The sequence below is a fragment of the Salinimicrobium sp. TH3 genome, assembly GCF_026676115.1.
Taxonomy (GTDB): Bacteria; Bacteroidota; Bacteroidia; order Flavobacteriales; family Flavobacteriaceae; genus Salinimicrobium.
Window position 1 is genome coordinate 19536 of sequence record NZ_JAPONB010000002.1, and the last position, 22725, is coordinate 42260.

At 41.5% G+C, this 22725-nt stretch carries 22 protein-coding genes; 17 read left to right on the plus strand and 5 right to left on the minus strand.

Translation table 11 applies throughout. The features are described from left to right. Position 1: 1 nt before the first annotated feature. The gene (locus OU683_RS03225; RefSeq protein ID WP_228916165.1) at positions 2-361 is read right to left on the minus strand and encodes a BlaI/MecI/CopY family transcriptional regulator; all 360 of its coding nucleotides are present in this window, start codon (positions 359-361) and stop codon (positions 2-4) included. Positions 362-469: 108 nt separating this feature from the next. Here OU683_RS03225 and OU683_RS03230 point away from each other — a divergent pair, with 108 nt between their 5' ends. The 6 genes from OU683_RS03230 to OU683_RS03255 all read left to right on the plus strand — a co-directional run bounded on the left by OU683_RS03230 (position 470) and on the right by OU683_RS03255 (position 4699). Further along, positions 470-967: a DUF456 domain-containing protein gene (locus OU683_RS03230; protein WP_268135097.1), complete on the plus strand. Its 498-nt coding sequence runs from the start codon at positions 470-472 to the stop codon at positions 965-967. A gap of 105 nt (positions 968-1072) precedes the next feature. Next, positions 1073-1468 (plus strand): response regulator, encoded by a 396-nt coding sequence (locus OU683_RS03235; protein WP_268135099.1) that lies wholly within the window; start codon positions 1073-1075, stop codon positions 1466-1468. A gap of 134 nt (positions 1469-1602) precedes the next feature. Beyond that, the gene (locus OU683_RS03240) at positions 1603-3294 is read left to right on the plus strand and encodes a hypothetical protein (protein WP_268135101.1); all 1692 of its coding nucleotides are present in this window, start codon (positions 1603-1605) and stop codon (positions 3292-3294) included. A 72-nt stretch (positions 3295-3366) separates the two neighbouring features. Continuing rightward, positions 3367-3981 (plus strand): hypothetical protein, encoded by a 615-nt coding sequence (locus OU683_RS03245; protein ID WP_268135103.1) that lies wholly within the window; start codon positions 3367-3369, stop codon positions 3979-3981. Positions 3982-4176: 195 nt separating this feature from the next. Then, positions 4177-4413: a hypothetical protein gene (locus tag OU683_RS03250; protein WP_268135105.1), complete on the plus strand. Its 237-nt coding sequence runs from the start codon at positions 4177-4179 to the stop codon at positions 4411-4413. 115 nt (positions 4414-4528) lie between these two features. Continuing rightward, positions 4529-4699 (plus strand): hypothetical protein, encoded by a 171-nt coding sequence (locus OU683_RS03255; protein WP_268135107.1) that lies wholly within the window; start codon positions 4529-4531, stop codon positions 4697-4699. 93 nt (positions 4700-4792) lie between these two features. Here the strand turns inward: OU683_RS03255 and OU683_RS03260 are convergent, their stop codons facing one another. Continuing rightward, positions 4793-5560: an XRE family transcriptional regulator gene (locus OU683_RS03260; RefSeq protein WP_268135109.1), complete on the minus strand. Its 768-nt coding sequence runs from the start codon at positions 5558-5560 to the stop codon at positions 4793-4795. Positions 5561-5701: 141 nt separating this feature from the next. Between OU683_RS03260 and OU683_RS03265 the strand changes: the two genes are divergently transcribed. The 5 genes from OU683_RS03265 (at position 5702) to OU683_RS03285 (ending at position 14408) form a co-directional block, all read left to right on the plus strand. After that, positions 5702-6952, plus strand: coding sequence for a cation:proton antiporter (locus OU683_RS03265; RefSeq protein WP_268135111.1), 1251 nt, complete (start codon positions 5702-5704; stop codon positions 6950-6952). Between the two features lie 95 nt (positions 6953-7047). Continuing rightward, positions 7048-7941 (plus strand): YihY/virulence factor BrkB family protein, encoded by an 894-nt coding sequence (locus tag OU683_RS03270; RefSeq protein WP_268135113.1) that lies wholly within the window; start codon positions 7048-7050, stop codon positions 7939-7941. Between the two features lie 131 nt (positions 7942-8072). Continuing rightward, positions 8073-10442: a heavy metal translocating P-type ATPase gene (locus OU683_RS03275; protein ID WP_268135115.1), complete on the plus strand. Its 2370-nt coding sequence runs from the start codon at positions 8073-8075 to the stop codon at positions 10440-10442. A gap of 406 nt (positions 10443-10848) precedes the next feature. Beyond that, positions 10849-11076 (plus strand): hypothetical protein, encoded by a 228-nt coding sequence (locus tag OU683_RS03280; RefSeq protein WP_268135117.1) that lies wholly within the window; start codon positions 10849-10851, stop codon positions 11074-11076. Positions 11077-11714: 638 nt separating this feature from the next. Beyond that, positions 11715-14408, plus strand: a complete 2694-nt coding sequence (locus OU683_RS03285; protein WP_268135119.1) for a cation-translocating P-type ATPase — start codon at positions 11715-11717, stop codon at positions 14406-14408. 53 nt (positions 14409-14461) lie between these two features. On the opposite strand, the gene OU683_RS03290 is transcribed toward OU683_RS03285, so the two are convergent. Genes OU683_RS03290 through nirK form a run of 3 tightly spaced genes read right to left on the minus strand, consistent with a single transcriptional unit; the run spans position 14462 to position 17329 of the window. Then, positions 14462-15082, minus strand: a complete 621-nt coding sequence (locus tag OU683_RS03290; protein WP_268135121.1) for an SCO family protein — start codon at positions 15080-15082, stop codon at positions 14462-14464. Positions 15083-15084: 2 nt separating this feature from the next. After that, positions 15085-15864, minus strand: a complete 780-nt coding sequence (locus OU683_RS03295) for a formylglycine-generating enzyme family protein (protein WP_442800847.1) — start codon at positions 15862-15864, stop codon at positions 15085-15087. A 13-nt stretch (positions 15865-15877) separates the two neighbouring features. After that, a complete protein-coding gene (nirK, locus tag OU683_RS03300) occupies positions 15878-17329 on the minus strand; it encodes a copper-containing nitrite reductase (RefSeq protein WP_268135123.1) in 1452 nt (483 codons plus the stop codon). A gap of 176 nt (positions 17330-17505) precedes the next feature. Here nirK and ccoS point away from each other — a divergent pair, with 176 nt between their 5' ends. From ccoS to OU683_RS03330, 6 genes are read left to right on the plus strand one after another with little or no spacing between them, the layout of a single operon-like run. Next, entirely contained in the window at positions 17506-17694 is a 189-nt protein-coding gene (gene ccoS / locus OU683_RS03305) for a cbb3-type cytochrome oxidase assembly protein CcoS (RefSeq protein WP_228916138.1), read from the plus strand. 3 nt (positions 17695-17697) lie between these two features. Next, the gene (ccoN, locus tag OU683_RS03310; RefSeq protein WP_268135127.1) at positions 17698-19887 is read left to right on the plus strand and encodes a cytochrome-c oxidase, cbb3-type subunit I; all 2190 of its coding nucleotides are present in this window, start codon (positions 17698-17700) and stop codon (positions 19885-19887) included. A gap of 5 nt (positions 19888-19892) precedes the next feature. After that, positions 19893-20078: a CcoQ/FixQ family Cbb3-type cytochrome c oxidase assembly chaperone gene (locus OU683_RS03315; RefSeq protein ID WP_268135129.1), complete on the plus strand. Its 186-nt coding sequence runs from the start codon at positions 19893-19895 to the stop codon at positions 20076-20078. Further along, entirely contained in the window at positions 20075-20947 is an 873-nt protein-coding gene (locus OU683_RS03320; RefSeq protein WP_268135131.1) for a cbb3-type cytochrome c oxidase N-terminal domain-containing protein, read from the plus strand. Before OU683_RS03315 ends, OU683_RS03320 begins: the two co-directional genes overlap by 4 nt. A 32-nt stretch (positions 20948-20979) precedes the next feature. Then, the gene (ccoG, locus tag OU683_RS03325) at positions 20980-22398 is read left to right on the plus strand and encodes a cytochrome c oxidase accessory protein CcoG (RefSeq protein WP_268135133.1); all 1419 of its coding nucleotides are present in this window, start codon (positions 20980-20982) and stop codon (positions 22396-22398) included. Positions 22399-22426: 28 nt separating this feature from the next. Then, positions 22427-22723, plus strand: a complete 297-nt coding sequence (locus tag OU683_RS03330) for a hypothetical protein (RefSeq protein ID WP_268135135.1) — start codon at positions 22427-22429, stop codon at positions 22721-22723. Positions 22724-22725: the final 2 nt, after the last annotated feature.

Sequence of the window (22725 nt, forward strand, 5' to 3'; positions counted from 1 at the left end):
ACTATTGCTTTTTGTTGATCTCCTTAAGGATTGATTCCAATTCTTTGGTGTCCATTTTATTCTCTTTCATAAAGAAGGAAACCATACTTTTAAAGGAGCCGTTAAAGTATCCATCAATGAGTTTATTCATACTTTGATTAGTATAGGTCTCCTTATCTACCAGCGGAAAATAGATATATCCTTTTCCCTTTTTGCGATGGTCTACGAACTTTTTGCTTTCCAGGATGCGAACTATAGTGGAAACTGTATTATAAGCAGGTTTCGGCTCCTTCATCTCCTCTATTATTAGGGCGACGTTGGCTTCCTTTAAATTCCAAAGGATCTGCATGATCTCTTCTTCGGCTTTGGTCAATTGCTTCATAATTCTTTCTTTGTTATCGCTAATATATAACTAATTATTTAGTTTGAACTAATCTTTTAGTTGTTTTTTATGTCTGCTCTTTCTCTATCTTAGCCAAAAATTAGTTTTATGGATCTTATTCTTATAGTACTTGCAGGCATTCTTATGCTGGTAGGAATTCTTGGAAGTTTTCTCCCGATGTTACCCGGTATCCCGGTTAGCTGGGCGGGTTTACTATTATTGCATCTAACATCTGCCATACCCATGGATTACGCTTACCTGGGGATTACTTTAATAATAACCATCATTATTTTTGCACTTCAATATGCCATACCGGCTTTGGGCACAAAATATCTTGGAGGCAGTAAACAGGGAATGATGGGAGCGACAATAGGTCTATTTGCGGGAATTTTTATCCCTATCCCCTTTGCTATTCTTATTGCTCCATTTGCTGGCGCCTGTATTGGAGAGATCCTGAACAAGGCCGATTCAAAAACCGCCCTCAAGGCAGCATCGGGTTCATTTATAGGGTTACTGGCATCTACATTTATGGAGTTTGTGGTAACTGCAATTTTTCTTCTGCTTTATATTTATAAAGTATGGGAGTTCAGGACAGTGCTCCTTTAAATTGTGAATCAAGGGATAACTTATTTTCATATCTTTGCCCCTGTTTAAAAAATTGATTTCCTTTTAAAATCCCCGGTTGCTCCGCTACTTTGATTTACTTATTATATGAACTTAGACCTTGTTGTTATTGATGACGATGCAGTCGTCCTATTCCTGCACAAGGTGCTTATCAAAAAAAGTAAGTTTCCTTCAAATGTTTTGGATTTTCTCCATGCACAGGAAGCCCTGGAGTTTTTAAGCCATCATCCCTCTTCAAAGCAACTCTTAATACTGCTGGATATTAATATGCCACAATGCAACGGCTGGGAATTCCTTAAGCAAGTGGCGCATTTACCGCAAGCAGATAAAATTTATGTGGTAATGGTCACCTCCTCAATTAATGAAAGTGACCGAAAAAGGGCTGCAGAGTTTCCCCAGGTTATAGGTTTTCGTGAGAAACCCCTTTCAAAACAGGACTGTGAGGATATCTATATTAAACTTCTTCCTTTGATTATTTCTTAATTATTTTATCATTTCCACACGGTTTCCGCTTTAAACACTAAGTTCTCCTTAAAAGAACCCGGATTTAAGATTAATTTTAAAAAATACCCTTCTCAAAACTTTAATTTAGGTGTATAACCAATTAAAAATCAGATATGAAGAGGTATACTTTATTATTATGTGCGTTATTCCCTTTGAATTTATTTGCTCAGGAAGGAATGGGAGCAGCCGTCCTGCTTGAGGAGACAAATTTCTTCATCGCAGTAGTTGCGGGGGTACTACTCGCATTAGGATTTCAGTTATTATTGACGTCAATTTCTGTGGCCGGAGGAATTACCGCAGTAGGTAACATTCGCAAGAAAGGTCACAGTGATTCCACCAAAGACAGGCAAAAAGCGAAAGATCACGAAGATGACGATAACGATGGTATGAATGTGGGTCAAAAAGTTTCCACAGGCCTTGGCGCGTGGACCATGATCACCACCTCCATCGCCCTGTTCTTTGCAAGTCTGCTGGCTGTAAAATTAGGATTTATAGGTGCAAACTTTATAGGAGCTACTCTTGGGCTGGTAATTTGGGCAGCCTTTTTTATGGTGGTCACATATCTTGAGATCAATATGGTAACCTCTCTCGTTGGAGGACTGGCATCTACAGTTAAAAGCAGTCTTTCATCTGCAGGTTCTGTTTTTCAGAAATCAGATGCAGGAGTGGCCAAAGATATTGCGAAAACAAAAGCGAAATCTGAAGCAAAAGAAATGCGGAAGCAGTTTGAAAAGCTTTTCTCCACACATGACGTAGACAAGAAAGTTGAGGATTATGTCAAAGAACTTAAGCCGCAGCACATAGATATTCAAAACCTGAAAAAACAGATCAAGGATCTTTTTACCGATTTACAGGTTACAGAAAAAGCCGATTTTGACTATCCAAATTCAGTAAAGAAATTGATTTTGGAAGAAGCCGACAAAAGTACCCTTTCCAAAGAAGATAAAGAGGCCGTTAAAAATCATGTGAACAGCATTAAAGATATTGCTCAAAGTGATGCCTCTCCAGAGGAAAAAGCTAAGGCCGGAATTGAAGATCTAACTCCTGCCGACAGGGAGCAGATCAATAAATATCAGGATCAAATAAAAGGTGCTCTTCAAAACACCAACAAAAAAGAGTTGCAACCAGACCAACTGGAGCAAGATCTTAAGAAGATCCTTAATGAGCCCAAACAAGCTACCAATATTGCTAAAGCAAAAGCAAGTGCAATAGATAGAGAGACCCTGGTGAAACTTCTTGCCTCTCAGGACATGGATGAAAGAGAAGCAGATAAAAGAATTTCTCAGGCAGAAAAAGTTCTGAATAAGGTGCAGGCTTACTTTAGTAACGGAAAGGATAATGCACAGGCGAAAAAAGGAGAGTTGCAACAGAAAAAAGGTGATTTGCAGGCAAAAATAAAAGCCATGTTCGCAGGTGGAACAAATGATCTTAAGAGGATTTACTCAGATTTCACTGCTATTTTTCAGGATTCAGGAGCCGGTCCCGATCTAAAATATAAGCTTGAACATTATAATAAGGAAGAAATGATCATAATGATTATCGACCGCACCTCCCTTAGCCGAAGCGAAGCAGAACCTATCGCTGATAAAATTGTAAGTGCGAGAGATTCCGTTATTGAAAAGGCTTATGAGGTACAGATCAAGGTGAACGAGAAAATGGCCGAAGCCAGGGAAAAAGCTCTTATTGCAGCCGAAGAATCCAGAAAAGCAGCCGCAACCGCTGCATGGTGGCTGGTTGCTACGGGAATAGTTTCGGCCGTTGCATCGGCAGTTGGTGGTATGCTGGCACTTGAAGGAATTTTATAGTAGCTCGAAGATATCTGCCGAAGGAAAATCCTTCCGCAGCTTTTAAACAAAGAGAATTAAAAATTAAACATTATGAAACGATTTATTTTATTATTCACATTTCTATTTACAGTAAGCAGTTCTTTCCTGGCTTGTAAAGATGCCGAAAGAGAAGCAGATGAAATAGAAGTGATAGAAGAAGAAATTGAAACTGAAGTCTATGAAGAAGATGAAGTAATGGACGAAGGTTTTGGAGCTTATGACGCCGATGGTGATTCAATGCTCGATGAGAATGAATTTGGAGAAGCAAATAACACCGCTTTTTCTGAGTGGGATGAAGACGACAGTTCTACTTTTGATGATGAAGAATTCTACGAATCAACATTTGGCGTGGCAGATGTCAATGATGATGATATGATAGACGAGAACGAATGGAATGAAGGTAGAAACAACTGGTATACAGATTATGCAGGTGAAGAAGATTGGGACCTGTTTGACAAAGATGAAGACGGCCTTTTAAGTAGTGACGAATGGAATGAAGGGTTTGGAGATTCCAATTGGTTTAATGACTTTGACGAGAATGATGACCGTTTTGTAGATAACAATGAATGGAATTCTGGGTTGTTCGATGACTGGGACGCCAATGACGATGGTTTTCTAGATGAAAATGAATATAACAGCTTTAGGGGAACGACCAGGGAAATGTAATCCCTTGAGTCCCGTCAAATTAATTAAAGCCATCCTTTGGGGATGGTTTTAATTTTTAAAGAAGTTCTAAAAACACCATTTTCAAGGATCATTTTTACAACTTCTTTCATAAGTAATATTAAATTATTGCAAAATTATAAAAATAACGTGAACGGGTGTTATACCTTGGCTCCTTCAAATACTAAATATTGACATATGAAAATCAAAAGTTTTTTTGCATTAATGGCTTTGGGAACTATTTTTTTTACTTCCTGCCGTGATACCGTTACCGAAAGAGAAGTTGTTCGTGAAACAGAGGTGGAAGTAGAAAGAGAAGAAGTCGAGGTGGAAGAGGACAATGAAGGAATCATTGAAAGAACCGGTAAAAAAGTTGACCAGGAAGTTAATGAGGAGATCAACGAAGAAATCGACAAAATAGGAGATGACAACTAAAAATTTGATTTAAAATACGGCTTTTAAGGCTGTTTTATGAAAATTTTAGCAAGCAAAATGCTTATTATGAGCAGGTTTCTATAAATTTGTTAGAACTAATCTTAAAAACACAACCATGAAAAAGTTTATTTTAATCTTTTCCCTCCTGTTCACCGTAAGCTCATCTTTCATTTCGTGTCGCGATGAGCCGGACAGAGGAGATCGAGTCGAAGAAGCTACTGACGAACTTGAAGAAAGAGGTGATGAAGTAGAGGAAGCATATGATGAGATGGACGATGATGTCTAATCTTGTATTAAGGAATATCATTTAATACAACTAACCAACAACCACAGGATCTTTAGATCCTGGAAAACGGCCTGAAGTTCTCAGGCCGTTTTTTTAATGTTTAAGAGTTTTAAATTCACTTTTGAGATCCTCCATAGATTGCTGGAGCTGTTTTAGCAAACTGCTTTCTGAAGGGGCGTCGAGGTTAAAAGTAAGCTTAGAATTCACCTGCCATAACTCCTGGATATCATTTACCCTCACTTCAATTGGTAAATATTCTTCATTGAGAGATATGAGCAGGAGTTTTGAAGGATCGGGTAACTTCTGAAGTTTTTTTACAAGGACTGAATCATATAACACTACCACGTAAATCCTGTTATTGCTGGCTTCTTCAATGGTGGGAACTGCTTTTCCCAGAACCCATTCGCCCGGCCTAAAGTTTGGTAACATACTATCTCCTTCTACCTGGAAGCCCCGATGGGTCGCATTGCGATATTCGGGCAAAGGAATATCAAAAGCCGGAAGCTGTTGGTACCATTCCACATCCTGCACGTTTTGTGGATATCCCGCCGCTGCTTTTACATTTACCAGTACAATGTTCTCTTCCTCTGCACTATTAAGACTTACTACCTTAGGACTTATATCTCCCTTAGTCAACTGCAGGTATTTTTGATTGCTTTCCCCAAACAACCACAAAGGATTGATCGCGAATTGCCGAAGCAGTTCGGCCACTACCTTACCAGAAAGTTTTGTGCGGCCTCTTTCAATATCGGCTGTAGAATTCTTAATGCCCAGCAGCTGGGCAAATTCGGTTTGGGTAAAGTTATTTTCATCCCTTACCTCTTTGAACCGTTTGATTTCTTGTGATACATCTGTTCCCATACTAACAAATTTAATCCTTTTTGGAAAATATCCTATTTGTGCATTGGATAAAATCCTAAAAAGTTGCGTTTTATGGTACAGCAATAAAGAAGTAACATTCTTTTATGAAGGGAAAGAAAGAATAAGCCCTATTTTTCCGTAATGGAAGAACATTACCTGATCCTTGCCGGCCTTGGATTTGCTACCATAATAATGGCGTGGCTGCCCGCTTTTTCCAAAAAACTAAAAATTAGCTCCCCAATCGTACTTTTATTAATTGGCTTTGGGCTTTTTGCTGTGGGGCTGCCTTTAAACTGGCCGGATCCTCTATGGAAGGACGAACATCTCATGTACTTTTCCGAAGCCCTTGTTATCATTTCCCTCATGGGAGCCGGTCTTAAAATAGGTGCAAATTACAGTCTCCGTGCCTGGCGAAAGCCTCTCCTTTTGGTTTTTGTCACCATGCCCATTTGTATGATCTCGGCTTTTTTATTGGGACAATACTTCCTGTTACTCAGTTTACCGTCCAGCCTTTTACTGGCCGCAGTACTGGCTCCTACAGATCCTGTTCTCGCAGCCGAGGTGCAACTGGATGATCCAATGGAGGAAGAAGAAAACGCGAATGATATTAGATTCACCCTCACTGCCGAAGCAGGACTCAATGATGGTATTGCTTACCCCTTCTCTTATCTTGCAGTCCTGGTAGCACAGGCGGGAAGCTGGGCCGCCTTTAATTTTACAGACTGGCTTTGGGATAAATTGCTTCTCAAGGTGGTCATAGGAGTGATTTGTGGATTATTCATTGGATGGTTAATAGGGCATTTGATGGATAGGATCCATAAATATGCAGGGGTAAAAACCTTTGTTGGCTTCCTTGCCCTCTCCCTTACCTTTATGACTTACGGTGTAACAGAACTACTGCATGGGTATGGCTTTCTGGCGGTTTTCTTTGCCGGTTTCAGCCTTAGATATTACGAAAAGGTAGATCAGGATTACAAGAAAAAACTTCACGATTTTGTCCAGGAAATGGAGCACCTGTTTATGGTTATCTATATTTTGTTGTTTGGGGGATCTATCATGAATGGAATGCTCACTTTGACCGATTGGAAAGGAGTAGTATTCGCTTTTCTCTTTGTTTTGATCATTAGACCTGTTGCAGGTTTAATTGGGTTACTTGGGGTAAAAGGAAACTTCAAGAGCAAACTGGCGGTGAGCTTCTTTGGGATACGCGGGATAGGGTCCATCTTCTATTTATCCTGGGCCTTTGTCACCTTTGATTATTTTGGCCACAAAAATGAATTATATGCAATAACAGCATATATCATTTTGATTTCTATTATCATACATGGTTTTACAGCTCCTTCGGTTATAGGTCATTTTAAAAAAAGAGACAGGATGAAGCAAAAAAGCTAAGCATTCCGCAGGATTAACAAATGTTTATAGCTGTAGTGAGAAGTTCTGCTTAATGAATTTCTTATTTTAAGAATGATAACTCAAAAATAAAAGTAATGAGCAGAGATTATAATCCTCCCCGAAAAATGGAAAAACCATCAAAGATCCCTTTTTCAGGATGGAAATCTATAGGGCTTGGGGTAAAAGATGAAATTGGTGAAAACAATGTTTCCATTATTTCTGCAGGGGTTGCGTTCTATGCATTTCTTGCAGTTTTCCCTGCCATTGGGGCCTTAGTTTCGATTTACGGCCTGGCTATGGACCCGCAGAGCCTTCAGGATCAACTACAAACAATCTCTCAAGTAATGCCACAACAGGCTTTCAATATCATAGAATCCCAGCTTGAGGATGTAGTTTCCACATCGGGAAGCGCCTTAAGCTGGAGTTTAATTATAGGGATCCTATTTAGTCTTTGGAGTGCCAACAAAGGAACGAAATCAATGTTCACCGGATTGGATGTCGCTTACGACACCAGTAATGACCGGGGCTTCATAAAGCAAAATGCCCTTACCCTGCTCTTTACATTTGGCACCATCATCCTGGTCATTATTAGCCTGGGGCTCATTGTAATTTGGCCTGCTATTGTTAATTTTATTTCCCTGCCTTCCAGCCTGGAAACGTTGATCACCTGGCTAAGATGGGTACTCCTGGCCGCAATAGTAGTATTTTTCCTGGCTGCGATGTACCGTTATGCTCCCGATAGGAGAACCCCGGCCTATAAATGGGTATATCCGGGAGCGCTCCTGGCCACACTTTTGTGGTTAATCGCTTCCTGGGGCTTTTCATTTTACGTTCAGAACTTCGGAAGTTACGGGGAAGTATACGGCTCTATTTCGGCAGTAGTGGTTATGCTGTTATGGTTGTTCCTAACGAGTTTTATCATTCTTCTTGGCGCCGAATTAAATTCTGAAATTGAAAAATATTCGGGTGTCGGGCGAGGAAAGCATTAATTCCCATTTTCTATGGTAGAAGAGTTCCAGAAATGTCATTTTTAAAAAGCATTCCAGGAATATGACCTACGTCATATTTTCCAATCTGCTCATTTTCAACCTTTGTACCCGGTACGAAACGAGCAATTTTTATGGAGGAACTTTCTTGTTATCACTGTGGTGATACGATTAAGTCATGTGTTAGCTTTGATGACAAGTCTTTTTGCTGCAATGGCTGTAAGACCGTTTATGAAATATTTTCAGAAAACGGACTTTCTTCTTATTATGATATGGAAGCCACGCCCGGTGCGGCACCGGCACAATTTGAAGGGAAATATGACTTTCTTAGCAATGAAAAAATTGCAGATAAACTGCTGGAGTTCAATGACGGGAACATTCAGGTAATCTCCCTGTACATTCCTCATATCCACTGCAGTTCCTGCATCTGGATCCTCGAAAACCTCAACAAGCTAAAACCGGAGATCACCGCATCACAAGTGGATTTCCCGAAGAAAAGTCTTCGTATTACCTACAATTCAGAAAAGTTAAGTTTAAAAGACCTGGTCTTATTTATCAGCAGTATTGGTTACGAGCCCTACATAAGTCTTGATGACACCGAAACCGGAAAAAAGAAGATCAACCGCAGCATCATCTATAAACTGGGGGTTGCAGGTTTTGCCTTTGGGAATGTAATGTTCCTCTCTTTCCCCGAATATTTTGATGTCAATGAATACTGGCTGGAACAATATAAAGGCCTTTTTAGGTGGTTAATGTTTGCTTTTTCCCTCCCGGTAGTTTTTTATGTCGCGCAGGATTACTTTATCTCTGCCTACAAAGGCCTGCGGGCAAAAATCCTCAACATTGATGTGCCGCTCGCCCTTGGCGTACTGGTGCTCTTTGTACGTAGCACATTAGAAATAACTTTTGACTGGGGATCCGGCTTCTTTGACAGTCTTACAGGTCTTGTATTTTTCCTTACTCTGGGGAAATTCTTTCAGCAAAAGACTTACAATTTCCTCTCTTTTGAGAGGGACTACAAATCATATTTCCCCATTGGTATCACCCGCATAAATCCCGACGGGAAAGAGGAGAGTATACATGTGCACGATATTGAAAAAGGTGACAGGATCTTAATAAGGAATGAAGAACTTATTCCTGTGGATGGCATTCTTATCAATGGGAATGCCCGTATTGATTACAGCTTTGTAACAGGAGAATCTGAAGCTGTGCAGAAGGAATCGGGAGATAAATTATATGCAGGAGGGCGGCAGGTTTCGGGCATGATCGAGATGGAAGCTCTCAAATCGGTTTCTCAAAGTTACCTTACAAAATTATGGAGCAATGATGTTTTCCAGGTTAAAAAGGAAGACTCCTTCACCTCTTTCATCAACCATATAAGCAAGTACTTCACTATTGTATTACTTTTAATCGCTTTTACGGCAACAGCCTGGTGGGCATTTTTGGATTTTGCCACCGCGATCAATGTCTTTACAGCAGTATTAATAATTGCCTGTCCCTGTGCGCTTGCCATGTCCACACCATTCACCCTTGGAAACCTCTTGAGGATCTTTGGCAACAAAAAGTTTTATCTGAAAAATGCCGGTGTGATCGAGCAGCTCGCCAAAGCCGATACTTTGATCTTTGACAAAACAGGAACCATCACCTCCAATAAAAAAAGCAGCATTAGTTATGAAGGAATTACCCTTACTGCTGAAGAAGAATCTCTCCTTAAGAACACGCTTCGCGCATCAAATCATCCTTTGAGCCGCAAATTATATGATATGCTGGCCGAATATGATATTACCGCACCCGAAGAATTTCGCGAAGTCACAGGAAAAGGAATTGAAGCCGTACACCAAAAGCAGGCGATGAAAGTGGGATCGGCCGAATTTGTGGGAAATACCGTTCTTGCACCAACCCTTAACACTTCGGTACACATTAGCTCGAACAATGAATACAAAGGCAGGTACGTTTTTTTCAATGAATATCGTGAGGGGGTAAAAGATCTTTTTTCTGAACTGGCTCCACATTACCAGCTTTCCATTCTTTCGGGAGATAATGAAGGAGAAAAGGAGAGACTTGAAAATCTTCTGCCGGTAAATACTAAAATGCTCTTCAACCAAAAGCCGGAGAGTAAGCTCAATTACATTGCCTCTCTTCAACAGAAGGGAAGAAAAACCATTATGGTGGGCGATGGTCTTAATGATGCCGGGGCACTGGCAAAAAGTGAGGTGGGAATAGCAATCTCAGAAAATGTAAATGTCTTCTCCCCCGCCTGTGATGCTATTCTGGATGCAAGCAGGTTTGACAGTCTTTTTAAGTTCATTAAAGCTTCAAAGTCGGCAATGAAGGTGATCAAGATAAGTATGATCCTGTCCTTTTTATATAATGTCGTGGGTCTTTATTTTGCGGTTACCGGGCAACTATCCCCAATTATCGCGGCTATTCTTATGCCTTTAAGTTCAATAAGTATCATTGCTTTCACTACAGTATGCACCAATTTCATTGGCCGCAGGATTTAATCATTCCCCTCAAAATTCTTCTCCTTTTTCACTTTTAATTTTTTTTAAAAAAAAGTTGGGAATAAAAAGGAAAATCGGGTAAATTGGGACTGTGATTAAATTATTTGTTTCCCTGCTATTTGCAGGGAGAGCCAACTAGGAAGCAACCCCCTACTTGCTTCTTGTTGTTTCCTTCTATAAGCTTTCTCCTTACATGCTTTTTTCAAAGAGTTTTTTATTGAAGCTAACCGGGCTACTATTTATAGTTGCTGGAATAGCCTTACGATTTTCATATTTTGAATCTGCTTTCTCTCCCTCCATCTTAGGCGGACTTATTGGCGGGGGATCTGTTCTGCTTTTTGGAATAGGCAGAAAAGAAAACAGGCCATAAAATAAGAGGTTCCAAAAATGACATTTTTGACAGCCGATGAAAAAACCTCCTTACCCTGAGTATCCAAAAATAGCTTCTGAAGAGATCCTTTTCAGAAAGATTAAGCTCGAAGAACTTTCAGAACTTCTCATCATTTCCTTCTACGATGGAAAACAGGCCAAAAATGAAACCGAAGCTGCAGCGATGCTTCACAGAATTGAAAATGATTGTCTCAATGGGGAAAACATTCACTGGGGGTTACCTCTCAGAAAAATTTCAGGATGATCACTTCACTGGAGCGTTTAAACTTCAGGAAAACTAAGAAAGTGGGTGAAGAAGTGCAGTCCGAAATCCTGCGAAAGGGATTTATTCAGCATTAAGAAGACCAAAGAACATGATAGGAAACAGGTACTATTACCGCAAATTTACAGCCTTCCGAATTAAAGTACCTTGAGGAGCATTTGGAAAATGATGCACAGCACTTAATGTTGAAGAAGGACCGGGCTGCATTCTTGCTTCCGGAGGACAGAAGTCTGGATTCGATTCGGGAAATTTGACAGGAGCTCATCCTGCGTTTCAAAGGCTGGAAATTCAAAAGGAGCTTACGCTTTTTAGGATCTAAGAAATTCACAAAGAACCCGTTGCGAAAAAGATCGTAGTAAGGACAACCCGCCAAGCAGAAAGTTTTTATATACGGGCTTTCAAAAAAGGCATTTTAAGAAGATTTCTTGGCGCCGGGTCTTGACCTTTGCCAGATGAAGTTGCACTTATTACCAACTAATCCTAAATTTATCAAAGGTGCTAAATATCATTATTTTACACGCACCGATTTTCTAAATTTAATAATATCTGCCGCCACAATAGAGCAAAGGGAAATTTTGCTTCATGAATCCCCCCTGGCAGTCCTTTAAAAATCAGGAAATATGGAAATGTCCTGGTATCAAATGAGTTCCGAAGAGGTGATGAAGAAACTCGACACCTCCCCCGGTGGCTTGTCATCTGGCCAACACAACAGCAGGCAACAGAAGTATGGAAAAAACCTCCTGCCAAAAAAAAAGAAAATAACCCTCATCAGATTGTTTTTCGCCCAGTTCCTCAATTCACTTATTTATGTCTTACTGGCAGCAGCCCTTGTGGCTCTTTTATTGGGAGAATATTCAGATGCTATTTTTATTTTCCTGGTCCTCCTCGTTAATGCGGGCATAGGTACTTTTCAGGAATGGAAGGCAGAAGAAAAAGCATCTGCCCTGGAAAACCTTATCAAGCTACGCGTCAAGGTAAGGAGGAACAATCAGGTTATTGTGGTTGACAGTGAAGACCTGGTGCCCGGTGATGTCGTTTTGATGGAATCGGGGAACAAGGTACCGGCAGACATAAGGGTAATCAATTACAACAATTTAATGGCAGAAGAAGCTATTCTCACCGGGGAGTCCAAAGCCATAGAGAAAGACAGCAGCGCCATTATAAAAGAAAATGTTGGAGTGCCCGATCAAACCAACATGCTGTTTGCCGGCACCACCATAACAACAGGAAGAGGTACCGGGATAGTTGTCTCTACAGGAATTGAAACCGAGATCGGGAAGATTGCATCTTCCCTTCAGGAACTTGAGACAGGCAAGGCGCCACTGGTAAAGAGAATGGAGATCTTTACGCGTAAAATAACATATATCGTCCTGGCAGCCAGTATGGTCCTGGGAATTATGGGATATTACTTTGGCATTCCTGTAAAAGAGATTTTCTTTTTCGTCGTGGCCGTGGCAGTATCGGCCATTCCGGAAGGTTTACCTATTGCCATGACGGTTGCGCTTTCCATAGGTGGATCTAGAATGGCCAAAAGAAACGTAATCATTCGAAAACTCACAGCCGTTGAGGGTCTTGGCAGCTGCACCTTCATAGCGACAGATAAAACAGGAACCTTAACAGTTGACCAGCAAACCGCAAGAATACTGATATTGCCGGGGCCAACAGCACTCAAAGTCACAGGTGAAGGTTATAACGGCGAAGGAAAGATAGTTTCACGGGGTGGTGACGAAGTTCTTTTAAATGAATCAAGTGATCTCCAAAAGCTACTTAAGGCCGTATCCATATGTAATGAAGGGAACCTCAATTATATTGATGGCAGCTGGTCATTTTCGGGAGATCCCATAGATGTTGCTTTATTGGGCCTCCCTTTTAAAGCCGGAACATCCCCGGAAAAATTTCAAGCTCAAATTAATAAGGTGAAAGAGGTGCCATTTGAGTCGGCCCGACAATTTGCTGCAGTATATTATAAACAGGGGGAAACTGAGGAGCTCCAAATTGCTGTTAAAGGTGCTGTTGAAAAAATAAAGGATCATATAGATGCTAAAAAATATGCTCCTCTTTTGGAAGAGGCCGCCAACCATGCGGAAAGCGGCTATCGAATTATTGCTGTCGCGGGAGGAACTGCAGATAAAATATTACCTGCAGGGGAGCTCCCTCATCTGGAACTGTTAGGGTTTATTGCCCTAATAGATCCATTACGGCCCGAAGCAGCACCAGCAGTGAAAGAATGCCATGCCGCAGGAGTACAAGTCGCAATGGTCACGGGAGATCATCCTGCAACTTCGCTTGCTATTGCTAAAGAAGTAGGCATTGCAAACATGCAGGAGCAAGTCATTACCGGAACTGAATTGAGTTCTATCGAGAACGCTCCCGAAAAGCTGACCAATATCCTACGGACAAAGCGGGTTTTTGCCAGGGTCACACCGCAACAGAAACAAATGATAGTTGAATCCATAAGAGAATCAGGACATTTAATTGCGGTAACCGGAGATGGAGTAAACGATGCTCCGGCACTTAAAACGGCAAATATTGGAGTCGCAATGGGCTATGGAACAGATGTGGCAAAAGACACCGCATCTATTATCATTAGTGACAATAACTTTGCATCTATTGCTGCAGGTATTGAAGAAGGGCGTTTCACCTATAGCAATTTGAGGAAGATCATTTACCTGCTCATTTCCACAGGGGCGGCCGAATTACTCACCATTGGTCTTTCTCTGGCCTTCCTGTTACCACTGCCTTTCCTTCCTGTACAGCTATTGTGGCTCAACCTGGTCACTAACGGGATACAGGATGTTGCCCTGGCCTTTGAAGCAGGAGAAAAAAAAGTTATGCTTCAACCTCCCAGAAAACCTAATGAGCCCATTTTTGACCCGCTCATGATAAAACAAACCCTACTCTCTGCTGCAGTAATAGCATTGCTGGCTTTTGGCTTATGGTATCATTTGCTTAACCAACTTCATTGGGAGGAACAACCTGCAAGAAATGCGGTGCTGATGCTAATGGTTTTACTTCAAAACTTCCACACCTTTAATTGCCGGTCGGAGACCAGATCTGCATTTAGAATTCCGGTAAAAAAGAACCTGGTTTTACTTTTTGGAGTTTTAGGAGCTCAAAGCCTTCATATCCTGGCTTTGCAGACCCCCTTTATGCAAACCTTATTAAGCCTCAATCCCCTTCCACCAAGGCACTGGGTGTACCTTTTCTTTTCTGCTTCTTTGATACTGGTGGCGATGGAATTGTTTAAATTATTAGTTGCCAAAAAAGAAGTTGAAAAACAACGAACCCTCAATGGCCGGGGCACAACAGTATAGAAACAAAAAAAGCTGCTATACAGCAGCCTTTTTTTATCTGACATGAAATCTTCTTAATTCGAAACTTCGGTTTTAATGGCTTCAACTGTTTCTGTGTTATCTACTCCAAGGCCTTCCTGCTGGTGGACCAGTACTCCATCTTCATCAAATACGCTAATGATGTTGGAGTGGGAAAAATCAATGGGAGAGATCTGCTTATAACTCACCGCGAGTACGGTTGCAAATTCCCGGGTATCTTCGGGCGTACCACGAAGGAACATCCAGTGGTCATCTTCCATCACATTTTCTTTAGCAAAGGAATTAAGACGTTGGGGCGTATCGGTTTCAGGATCAATGCTTACCATGATAAACTTTGTTTTGTCGAGATATTCCTCCGGCATTTGCTTTTCAATATTCCGCATATCTGCGATAAGTCTGGGACAGGCGGCTTTACAGGAGGTGTAGATCATTACCATAACCAGTACATTCCCCCGAAGGTCCTCCAGCTGAATATTCTCATTATCCTGTGTGGTCCAGGTGGAGGGCAGATTATAGATAGAAAGTTCGGGAATTTCCTCCTTGATTTCCTTTGTATTTACTGCGACTTCTTCCTTGACATCAGCTTCTTTCTTTTCGGCATTGTTACATGCTGAAAAAAGAAAGACTGAAAGCATTATTAAAACAACTTTTTTCATGATCATAATTCTGATTTTTCAATATCCTGTACACATCTAAACCCAAGGTTCTTGATTGAGTACTTTGCTTTCATGCTTCCGCGGAAGGCATAGCGCATAAAAGCTGCATAGTTCATAAGATCTGTGGCGCCAACTGCCGCCCCTCCGCAAAAGAGGTTATTATCTCCCGTACTATCCTGCCGGGATTCCCCACCAATCATCACAGAGTTAAAATCTGATGTCCACTCCCATACCAACCCGTGAAGGTCGGACACTCCCCAATAATTCCTAAAGGTATTACCTATAGTGTTTTTATATGTGTTGGGGGTTTCATACCAGCTTAAGATAAATTGATTATAAGATTTTTCTTCGCGTGCATCGGGACTGGTTTCATTTGCCATGGCTACATACTCCCACTCATCTACTGTAGGCAATCTCTTGCCCTGGCATTCGCAGTAATTCTTTGCTGCAAACCAGGAGACATTAGTCACCGGGGAATTGGGCATCATGTCATCACCAAAGCTTAAATCATTCTTCCAGTTACGCAGGTAATTATCATCGGCAAACAGCTTTTTCACCTGGGATTTTCTCCAGCGCGGATTCTCTTCAACAAACTTAAGAAACTCTGCGTTTGTAACAGGATAAACATCCATCCTGAAATCTTTCACAGGAACTTCTGTTTTGGTTCCGTAGAGGGGAATAAACTCCCCTCCCTTCACCTCTACCATTGAACCAGACTGGCTGTGAGCCTGGCTCGTGATCATTATCGCGATGCAAAATGCCAATCTGGTTAATGTTTTCATATTATAAAGATAATTATTTTACTTCTTTTACCATTTTCTGAGTAACTTCAGTCTTATTGTTGCCCCAGTTGTTGTACACATAAGTAAGTACGGCAGCAACATCTTCATCTGAAATATTTTGTTTGGGCATAGCACTGTTGTATGCGTTGCCATTCACTTCAATCTCTCCCGTCAATCCAAATTTCACGACCTCGATTGCTCTGTGAACATCGGCATTTAGATAATCTGACTCTGCAAGTGGAGGGAAAGCATTAGGAATACCTGCACCGGTTGCCTGGTGACATGCAAGACAATTTTGAGTATAGATCTGTTTACCTCTTTCCATCTTATCTGCCATCGACATTTCGGCTACCTGCTCTCCGTCATTTGTTTCTTCAGCAACTTCGCTAACAGATGTACCGGGATTATAAATTTTCTCTTCGATTTTACCACCAAAGACTTTTTCATTTTCTTCTCCTTCAACTTTTAGGATACCCAAGGCTCCCTTATTGAAAGCTCTGAAGATCGAGTGGTCAACCAATACCAGGTTACCTGGAACTTCAACCTTAAACTCAACAATGGCAGCGCCACCGGCAGGGATGAGTGTTGTTTGCACATTCTCATTAATCATAGCTCCACCTTCAACATATACTTTGTCAAAGATCTCCCCAATTACGTGGAAGGAAGAGACAAGATTGGGTCCACCATTACCTACGAACAAACGTACAGTTTCTCCAACTTTTGCAGTTAGGGCATTATCTCCTGTTAATCCACCAACTTTTCCATTGAAGACTACATAATCTGCATCTTCATCAATTGCTTTGTCCATACTAAAAGCCTGAAGCCCTCTTTCTCCATTCTCACCTTCGGTATAGAAATCCCCCTGCATTACATAGTATTCTTTATCCACCGGCTCAAGACCACCTTCTGGTTCAACCAGGATAAGACCGTACATTCCATTTGCGATGTGCATTCCCACAGGAGCGGTAGCACAGTGATATACATAAAGCCCGGGGTTCATGGTCTTAAAGGTAAATACGGCTTCGTGCCCCGGAGCTACGAAAGAAGATTCGGCACCACCACCGGGTCCGGTCACTGCATGAAGGTCAATATTGTGAGGCAGTTTTGAATCGGGGTGGTTTTTAAGGTGAAATTCAATTTCATCCCCTACCCTTGTACGAATAAAGCTTCCGGGTACGGTACCGTCAAAGGTCCAGTACACATAGGTTACTCCGTCGCTCATTTCCATTTCTTTTTCCACTACCTCCATATTAACCACAAGTTTGGTAGCAGCTCTTTTTCCAACTGGTCTTGGAACCATTGGAGGAGCAGTCATTTCGGCTTCACTCTCTCCATACACCTTCATTAGTTCGGGATTTTCTTTTGCAGCCACTGCTTTTTCGCAGGAAGTAAACAGACCCGCTACAAGGGCTGCCAGGAAGAAAACGTATACAATACTTCTTTTTGAATTTTTGAAATTTTTCATGATCAGATGTGTTAAATATTAATTTCAGATACAAATGTCCGAATTAAGAACACTCCTGAATATGAGCGTAATCATATATGGCTTAATTTTTTACAAATGCTTTTCTGGCAAAAACCTGATCGAAATCATATTTCCCAAAAACCAATGCCTGTAGCTTTGCCGGATAATAAATAGGTATGAGCGTCATCTATTTACTCCTTACAATAAGCATTATTGTAGCGGTATTGTTTTTCGTTGTTTTTATCCTGGCTGTACGTAGTGGCCAGTTCGACGATGACTATACCCCTTCTGTGCGTATTCTTTTTGAGGATGAGCTTGTCAAAGAGAAATCAACAAAATCGAGTAAAATTAATCAAGACAATTAAAAAATGGAATTGCAACAGTTCTACTACGACAACAAAATCGTTAAAAAGTTCCTTTATGCTACCCTTTTCTGGGGAGTTATCGGAATGTCAGTCGGGCTTCTTTTGGCCTTCTTATTCCTGTTCCCTAACCTAACCGACGGAATTTCCTGGTTAAGTTTTGGACGCCTGCGCCCACTGCATACCAATGCGGTGATTTTTGCTTTCGTAGGAAATGCCATTTTTGCGGGAGTATATTACTCCACCCAACGCCTGCTCAAAGCCAGGATGTACAGTGACATCCTTAGCAGCATCAACTTTTGGGGCTGGCAATTGATCATTGTTGGAGCGGCAATCACCCTCCCCCTTGGGTTCACCAGTTCAAAGGAATACGCCGAGCTGGAATGGCCCTTTGACATTGCGATTGCAGTAGTTTGGGTAGTTTTTGGATGGAACCTTATTGCCACTATTTTTAAGAGAAGACAAAGACATTTATATGTAGCCATCTGGTTCTATATCGCAACTTTTGTCACTGTTGCAGTACTGCACATCTTCAACAGTCTAGCAATACCTGTAGGCTTATTTAAGAGTTACTCTGTTTACGCCGGAGTGCAGGACGCATTGGTACAATGGTGGTACGGGCATAATGCCGTTGCTTTTTTCCTTACCACGCCTTTCCTGGGACTTATGTATTACTTTGTTCCCAAGGCTGCCAACAGGCCGGTTTACTCCTATAAATTATCTATTATCCACTTTTGGTCCCTTATCTTTATTTATATCTGGGCGGGGCCACACCACTTGTTATATTCATCCCTGCCAGACTGGGCTCAAAACCTTGGAGTTGCGTTTTCGGTGATGCTATTGATGCCATCATGGGGTGGTATGATCAACGGACTTCTAACGCTTCGCGGAGCATGGGATAAAGTAAAGACAGATCCTGTTTTAAAGTTCATGGTGGTAGCGATCACGGGCTACGGTATGGCAACTTTTGAAGGACCCATGCTATCCCTAAAAAATATTAATGCCATCGCCCACTTTACAGATTGGATCATAGCCCACGTTCACGTAGGCGCCCTTGCCTGGAACGGGTTCTTAACCTTTGGAATGGTCTACTGGCTGGTACCAAGAATGTTCAAAACCAAACTGTATTCCATTAAACTTGCAAATGCGCACTTCTGGACAGGTACTTTAGGTATTATCCTTTATACTTTACCAATGTATGTTGCCGGTTTTGTTCAGGCTTCCATGTGGAAACAATTCAACCCGGATGGTACACTAGTCTACGGAAACTTCCTTGAGACGGTGACCGAAATCATGCCTATGTACTGGTTTAGAGCTATTGGAGGTAGTATGTATATAGCCGGAATGTTCATCCTTTTATGGAACGTATATAAGACCATTAAAAGTGGTAGTGAAGTCACAGACGAACTGGCCGAAGCTGCACCACTACAAAAAATTAGCAATAGAAGGCTTGCGGGAGAAGGTTTCCATACCTGGTTAGAGCGCAAACCTGTCCAGCTTACCATATTAGCTACTATTGCCATCCTTATTGGAGGTATTATACAAATTGTTCCTACGATCCTGGTGAAGTCTAATATTCCTACTATTACCAGCGTGAAACCCTATACTCCTCTGGAACTGGAAGGAAGGGATATTTACATAAGAGAAGGGTGTGTCTCCTGTCACTCACAAATGATACGTCCTTTTAGAAGTGAAGTTGAACGCTACGGAGAATATTCAAAAGCAGGAGAGTATGTGTACGATCACCCATTCCTGTGGGGCAGTAAACGTACCGGCCCGGACTTAATGAGGGTGGGCGGCAAGTATTCGGATAACTGGCACTTTAACCACATGTACGATCCACAAAGTACCTCATCGGGTTCAATCATGCCGGGTTATAAATGGCTTATTACAGATAAGCACGACCGTTCAAACATAGAGGATAAAATGGAAGCCATGGTAGAACTGGGTGTACCCTATACAGAGGCCGAAATTGCCAATGCACAGGCTCATATGGAGGAACAGGCCACACAAATCCAGGAGAACCTTTATAGCGATCCAGATTTTGTAGCTACCTATGAAGCCGACAAGAAATATGCAGAGGAGCAGGGACTTGACTTTGTGGAAATGAAAGAGCGGGAAATCGTTGCCCTTATCGCGTATATACAGCGATTAGGAACAGATATTAAAGTGGTGAATTCAACAACCTCAAATTAATTATCATGCTAAAATTTGTAAAAGGACATATGGAAAGCATTGCAGGAATAGAGATCTATCCAATATTATCCCTGCTTATATTTTTTATCTTTTTTGTAGCACTTTTCTGGTGGGTATTTACTGCCAAGAGAGACTACATAAGTACTGTAGAACGAATCCCATTAGAAACCGATAACGACCAGAACTCATGAGACATGCCATCCCAGCCTGGATAAGAATTCCAATTTTCTTCCTCATCATTGCGGGAGCTTTAGAATACTTTATAGACTCAGGTGACAATTTTGCCTTTATTGAATTCCCAATGTTATCGCTGGTACTGGCGATGATCCTGCTGTTTCTTATCGCTGCGGAATTTATTCTCGACGCAGTAGAGAACATCATGTTTCAATCACTCTCACCTGAAGCTAAAGAGCGCTATATGGCCGCCCAGCAGAAGCGAATGGAGAAATACGATCTTAAAAAGATCTACAGGAAACTTGCAGGTACCCGCCCAATTTCAGAAGAAAGAGATCTGGAACTGGATCACAACTATGACGGGATCAAGGAACTTGACAATAAACTTCCACCATGGTGGCTTTATTCCTTCTATGCTTCCATCATTTTCGCTTTTGGATATCTTGCTTACTACCACATTTTGGGGGGAGAAAACCAGCATATGGAATTTGAAGAGGAAATGGTTGCAGCAAGACTGGCAGTGGAAGAATACAAAAAAACAGCACCAGACCTGGTAGACGCCGAAAGCGTAGAGCTGCTAACTGATGCCGCAGACCTGGACAAAGGGGCTGCCATTTACCAGGCCAATTGTATGGCTTGCCACGCTGCCGACGGAGGTGGTGGAATTGGACCAAACCTTACAGATGAGCACTGGATCCTGGGAGGCGGGATCAAGAACGTATTTAATACAGTTAGTGAAGGTGGACGTGCGGGTAAAGGAATGATCGCATGGAAATCTACCCTTAGACCAACAGAGATACAACAAGTATCGAGCTATATTTTAAGTTTACAAGGCACCACTCCAACCAGTCCAAAAGAGGCCGAAGGTGAGATCTGGACAGAGTAAATCACATTTTTCAGGAGTAAAAGCAGTAGGAAGTGGAGAAACCAGGAAATAACTTTAGAGATAGAATAGGCACGATGAATGACGAAGGCAAACGCGCCTGGGTCTATCCTAAAAAACCAGACGGCCGGTTCTATAAATATCGTACCCGGTTAACCTGGTTCCTGCTACTTTTCCTTATTGCGTCCCCTTTTATCCATATTAATGGGAACCAGTTCATGTTGTTCAATGTTCTGGGACGGGAATTTTACATTTTTGGACAACCATTCTGGCCTCAGGACTTTTACCTGGGAGTGATGGCAATGATCATTGGAGTACTCTTTGTGACCCTTTTCACCTCTGCCTTTGGAAGGATCTTCTGTGGCTGGATCTGTCCCCAGACCATCTTTATGGAAATGGTCTTCAGAAAGATCGAATATGGCATAGAAGGCGACCGTGGAGCGCAAATGAGACTTGATAAACAGGAATGGAACAGTGAAAAGATCAGGAAAAAAGGATTAAAATGGTTTTTGTTCTTTTTGATCTCCTTTGGAATCGCAAATGTCTTCCTGGCCTATTTGGTTGGAAGCAAAAAACTGCTGCAGTATGTGACTGAAGGTCCACTGGAAAACCTGAGTACCTTTATAGCTCTGCTCATCTTCACAGGGGTATTCTATTTCATCTTCTCCTGGTTTAGAGAGCAGGTTTGCACCATAGCCTGCCCTTACGGAAGATTACAAGGGGTGTTACTTGACAAAAAATCTGTAGTTGTTGCCTACGATCACAAGCGGGGGGAACGTACACTAGGAAGATCAAAATTTAAAAAGAATGAAGATCGGGCCGCGCTGGGCAAAGGGGATTGTATCGATTGCTTACAATGTGTCAACGTCTGCCCTACCGGGATTGATATCAGGAATGGAACTCAACTGGAATGTATCAATTGTACCGCCTGTATTGACGCCTGCGACATCATAATGGAAAAGGTGGACCTGCCAAAAGGGCTCATCGGCTTTTATTCCGAAGAGAATATTGAAAAGGAGGAGAAGGTTAGGTTCAATTCAAGGATGAAAGGATTTGCTGCTATCCTGTTTGTGCTGGTGGGAATACTTTCAGGAATGTTGTTTATAAGGACAGATGTGGAAGCGACAGTTCTAAGACTTCCGGGACAGCTTTATGAAACCCAGGATGATAATGTAATTAGCAACGTCTACACCTTTAAATTAATAAACAAGACAATGAGCACTTTTGACGATGTGCATTTCGAATTACTCTCGCACGACGGAAAAATTGAATCTGTAACTCACGATAAAATTGTAGTCCCCGAAAAAGGGCTTGCAGAGGGAACTTTATTCATTAAGATCCCTAAGTCTTTGCTGAAGGATGAAAAGAACAGTGTAGAGATTGGGATCTATAATGGGAAGAAGCTTTTAGAAACTACCAATACAAATTTTATGGGACCCAGGAGCTTTAGGTAACTTCCCATAAGAGCTAAAAAAAGAAAAGATGCTGGTAAAAGAAATATTATCTGAATTACCCACCGCTACAAAAATTGTGGTGAGAAGATTTGATCAGGAAGCAGGTTCTCATGTTCTGGCTATTGGTTTAAATAAAAATGTGAAACTGCATGAGCATAAAAGTGATATTCCGGCCAGAATTTTGGTCATCAAGGGAAGCATCATTTATGTAGCAGGAGGTAGAAAAACTTCTCTTTGCCTTTATGACGAACACGTAATTCCTATTGGAGAATATCATTCTGTAGAACCACAGGAAGACAGCATTTTCCTGGTAATAAAAAAATAATA